The 4,254-nt window shown below is 71.8% G+C and carries 3 protein-coding genes and 1 pseudogene; 2 read left to right on the top strand and 2 right to left on the bottom strand.

Annotation, left to right across the window (positions count from 1 at the left end; all coding sequences use genetic code 11):
* On the bottom strand, positions 1–839 hold an 839-nt coding region (locus Y694_RS20045; RefSeq protein ID WP_036235807.1), incomplete at its 3' end, for a CsgG/HfaB family protein.
* 116 nt (positions 840–955) lie between these two features.
* A pseudogene (gene pcaD, locus Y694_RS20050) lies at positions 956–2,232 on the bottom strand (3-oxoadipate enol-lactonase).
* 75 nt (positions 2,233–2,307) lie between these two features.
* Between pcaD and Y694_RS20055 the strand changes: the two are divergent.
* Together Y694_RS20055 and Y694_RS20060 are read left to right on the top strand one after the other, a co-directional pair.
* Positions 2,308–3,411: a lipid A deacylase LpxR family protein gene (locus Y694_RS20055; protein WP_051495923.1), complete on the top strand. Its 1,104-nt coding sequence runs from the start codon at positions 2,308–2,310 to the stop codon at positions 3,409–3,411.
* 143 nt (positions 3,412–3,554) lie between these two features.
* Positions 3,555–4,070 carry a septal ring lytic transglycosylase RlpA family protein gene (locus tag Y694_RS20060; protein ID WP_036235811.1) on the top strand — a complete coding sequence of 172 codons (516 nt, stop codon included), beginning with the start codon at positions 3,555–3,557 and terminating at the stop codon, positions 4,068–4,070.
* The last annotated feature ends 184 nt before the right edge of the window (positions 4,071–4,254 follow it).

A 4,254-nucleotide genomic window follows, 5' to 3' on the forward strand; every position in this document is an offset into this window, starting at 1 on the left:
GCACGGGGTGGCGGCGGTGCGGCAGACGGCTCGAGCGGGAGCGGCAAGGGCACGGGTGCGGGCGGTTCCACCGGCACCACGACGGGCTTGGCCTTCGGGGGCGGCGCGATGTCGGCCGCCGGCAGCTTGGGCAGCGTGCGGTTCCAGGCGTCGACCAGCGCAGCGGCCACCGTCTTCGCCTGCGGCGTGTCGGCCCAGCCGCCATCGATCGCGAACACGCCGCTGCTGAGCACCAGGCTGCCGAGGCCGGCCGAATCGCTGGTGCCACGGCCGAACACGGAGCTCGTGATCTCGCTGGTGCGCGCGTCCACCACGCTCAGCAGCACCACCGCTTCCTTCTTGTTGTACTGGCCGCCGATGCCGCCGATCACGTCACCGAACACGCCGCCGAGCACACCCTTGCTCTGGCCGATCTGTTCGGCGAACACGATCTCTGCGCGCAGGATGTAGTCGAGCGGCTGCAGGTGCCGGGCGACCGTCGCGTTGGCGTCGGTGCCGAGCTGCTCGCGCAGCCTGCGCTCGGCCTCGAGCAGCGAGTAGGCCGCGCCGCGGTCGACCACGTTGAAGCAGCCGCTGCGGATCAGCAGGTGGCGCACCAGCGGCGCCATCGAGCGCGGCAGGCCGGCCGACATCAGCGCCTGGCTGTTGACCTCCGATTCGGTGATCGCCACGGTGCCGAGCCGCTTCTCGCAGCGCCCCACACCGCCCTCTTGCGGTGGGGCCTGGTCGGCGATGGCCATGTCGGAGGGGCCACCGATCTCTGTTTTGGAGGTGCTGCAACCCGCGATCCCGAGGGCCGCGAGCGCCACCACGGCGAGCGCGCGCAAGGACTGTTTCACACCGCTATCCTCCCACCATCCGAGCCGCGGTTCGGGCTACAAAACGTAAGCAGCGGCGTGAACCGCATGACCGGCGACACGGTTGGTGGCCGAATGCCTCCGTCGGTTCCCCGCCGTCAGGCCAGGGCGGCGAGGAAGTCGTGCACCACGGCGGTGAACGCCGCGGGTTGTTCCAGCACGCTCAGGTGGGCCGCGTCGTCGAGCACCACCAGCCGCGCCCCGGGCACGGCGTCAGCGATCGCTTGCGACATGGCCACCGGCGTGCCCGGATCCAGCGCGCCGGCGATCACCAGCGTGGGCGCGCTGATCTGCGGCAGGCGCGCGGCCGTGTCGTGCCGCATCACGGCCTGCGACGCTGCCACATAGCCGCGTGCCGACGTGCTGGCGACCCGGCGGCGCCAGCGCGCGACCGTGGCCGGCTGCGCGCTGCGGAAGTCCGTCGTGAACCAGCGCTGCATCGCCGCGTCGGCCACTGCGTCGACGCCGCCCTGCGCGACGGCGTCGATGCGCTGCTGCCATGCGTTGCGGTCGGCCTCGTCGAAGCCGGCGCTCGAGTTCGCGATCACCAGCGCCTCGACGCGCCGCGGATGGCGCAGCGCCAGCTCCTGGCCGACCATGCCGCCCAGCGACAGGCCGATCCACACCACCGGGCCGGTGTCCAGTTCGGCCAGCAGGCGTTCGGCGTCGTCGGCCAGTTCGGCCATCGTGTACGGACCGGCCGGCGCCTCGGAATCGCCGTGGCCGCGGTGGTCGTAGCAGATCACGCGGTGCTCGGCGGCCAGCGCATTGGCCAGCGCATCCCACAGGCTCACGTCGCAGCCCAGCGCGTGGCTCAGTACCACGGTGCTGCGGGGCGACGCCTTGGAACGCGGTTCGCGCACGGTGTAGTGCAGCGCGGGCGTGCCGGCGCTGCGGAAGGAGCGGCCGCTGCCGGTGTGGGCCACCTCGGTGGCCGGCAGTGGCGGCAGCGCGTGGCCCAGCTCGCGCAGCAGCTTCACCGCGATCGACATGCCGGTGTTCGCGGCCGGCACGCCGGCGTAGATGGCGGCCTGCATCAGGACCTCCTTCACCTCGTCGGGTGTCAGGGCGGTGGGGGCGTCGTCGCCGGCACCGAGGCTCGCGCCCGAGCCGCCCACCAGCGCGGCGCGCAGGTGCAGCTCGAACTCCTCCCAGCGGCCCAGCGCGCAGGTGATGGCCAGCACGATGACACGGCGGGTCTTCGCGTCCAGCCCGGGCCGTCCCCACACCTCGTGCCAGGCATAGCGGGTGATGAAGTTCTGGAAGTCAGCGGTGAAGGCGTTCGCGCTGGCGATCGACTTGTCCACCCAGCATCGCCGAGGAGGGCGCGGCGGTTGCGCAGGCCGCGTTCGAGATCGTGGTCGTAGGGGTCCATGGTGCATCGTAGAACAGCGGCCTGCGGACGGCTGTGACGAACACGCGGCGCGCGGCGCTGTTACCCTTCGCGCCCATGAAATTTCGCGACGTCGCCGCGACCGCCGTTTGCGCGGCGCAAACGCTGTTTGCCGGCTTGGCCCTGCTCGTCCTTCTGGGTCAGGTGACGTCGGCGCAAGCAGCCGACGAGGCAGCCTGCCGCCGGGTGGTGCCGGGTGCGCTGAATCCCGCGCTGCTGGTGCTGCGCCTCGACAACGACGTGATCGCGCGCCAGGACCAGGGCTACAGCAGCGGCCTGCAGATCAAGGCCGTCACGCCCAACCTCGATCCGCACGACGGCGATGCCTGCCTGTCGGGGCCGGCGCGCTGGCTGAACCGTGAGCTGGAGTGGCTGAGCCCGGCGCACTACGAGCAGCGCAACCTGGTCTTCGGTCTCGGCCAGGCCATCTACACCCCGAACGATCCCGAGCGCAGCGACCTGATCGTCGACGACCGGCCCTATGCCGGCGCGCTGCTGCTGAGTGCCGGCTACAACGCGCGGCTCGGCGACGAGCTCTGGGCCTCGCAGATCGTGCTCGGCGTGGTCGGTCCGGCCTCGCAGGCCGAGCGCACGCAGAAGCTGTTCCACCGCGTGTTCGGCTCGGAGCGCTTCCGCGGCTGGGACCACCAGTTGAAGAACGAGCCGGTGGTCATGCTGCTGCACGAGCGCTCGCGGCGCTGGGGCAGCCACGCGCTGCTGCCCGCGAGCGACAGCCTGCGCTGGGACGCGATCACGCACTGGGGCGGCACGGTCGGCAACTTCCTGACCGGCGCGAACGTCGGCTTCGAGATCCGTTTCGGCTACCGGCTGCCCGACGACTTCGGCTCCAGCCCGCTGCGGCCGGCCGGCGAGAACACCGCGCCGCTGCGCGCTGCCGTGTCGTCGGGCGGCTGGTCATGGCATGCCTTCGTGAACACCGACGCGCGCCTGGTGCTGCACGACATCACCCTCGACGGCAACAGCTTCCGCGACAGCCACCATGTGCACAAGCGGCCGCTGGTGGCCGACGTGGCTCTCGGTGTCGCCGTGCTCGGCGGTGACTGGAAGCTCGCGTTCGCGCGCAACTACGGCACCCGCCAGTTCCGTGGGCAGCAGGAGCGCCCCTCGTTCGGCAGCATCACGCTGAGCCGCGCGCTCTGAATAACTGAGGCCGTCGTCCTACACGCCGACACGCCGTCGGCCGATCGCTCCCGGCGGCGCGGTTGCCGACACTGACCTCACGCTCCGAGGCACGGTGGCCTTCCGCCGCCGCTCGCCTCGCGTGGCCCTCGATGAGGTGAGACATGAACCTGAACCCCGCCTTCACTCCGACCTGGCTTGCGAGCTGTGCCGCGGCGATCGCGCTGCTGGCCGCCGCGCCGATGCCGGCCTCGGCCCTGACCGACGCCGAGGCGATCGCCGTCCAGCGCACGCTCACCCCTGACCGCAGCGGACAGGTGCGCAAGGGCAAGGCGTCGTACTACCACCACAGTTTCGCGGGCCGCAAGATGGCCGACGGGGGCCGCATGGATCCGACGTCGAACAACGCGGCCAGCAAGACCCTGCCACTGGGCACCGTGGCCAAGGTGACGAACCTCGAGAACGGCCGCAGCGCGATCGTGAAGATCCGCGACCGCGGTCCCTATGCCGACGGCCGCATCGTCGATCTGTCGCCCGGCACGGCGCGCGAGCTCGACATGACCGAGAAGGGTGTCGTGCGCGTCGTCGTGGCCCCGCTGATCGTGCCGCTGCCCGACGGCAGCATCCGGCTCGGTGCCGGCCTGACCGAGGGCGGGCAGGCCACGGCCTCGGCGCGCTGACGCACGGCGCGCAGCGCGCGGCAAGCGCGCTGGCCCGGTCCCGGCCTCGGTTATGGTTCGCCCATGCCGTCTCGCCGAGCGCCTTGCCCGCCCTGCATCCATGCGAAGTTGCGTGCGTTGCTGGGCGCAATGCTCGCGGCCTTGCTGGTGGCCTGCGGCTCGGCACCGACCCGGCCGGGCGCGG

The sequence above is a fragment of the Methylibium sp. T29-B genome, assembly GCF_000576225.1.
GTDB lineage: Bacteria > Pseudomonadota > Gammaproteobacteria > Burkholderiales > Burkholderiaceae_C > Methylibium > Methylibium petroleiphilum.

Bases quoted from the DNA above. Each gene is read 5' to 3' on its own strand.
- Y694_RS20060 (WP_036235811.1), top strand. From the start codon at position 3,555: ATGAACCTGAACCCCGCCTTCACTCCGACCTGGCTTGCGAGCTGTGCC.
- Y694_RS20055 (WP_051495923.1), top strand. From the start codon at position 2,308: ATGAAATTTCGCGACGTCGCCGCGACCGCCGTTTGCGCGGCGCAAACG.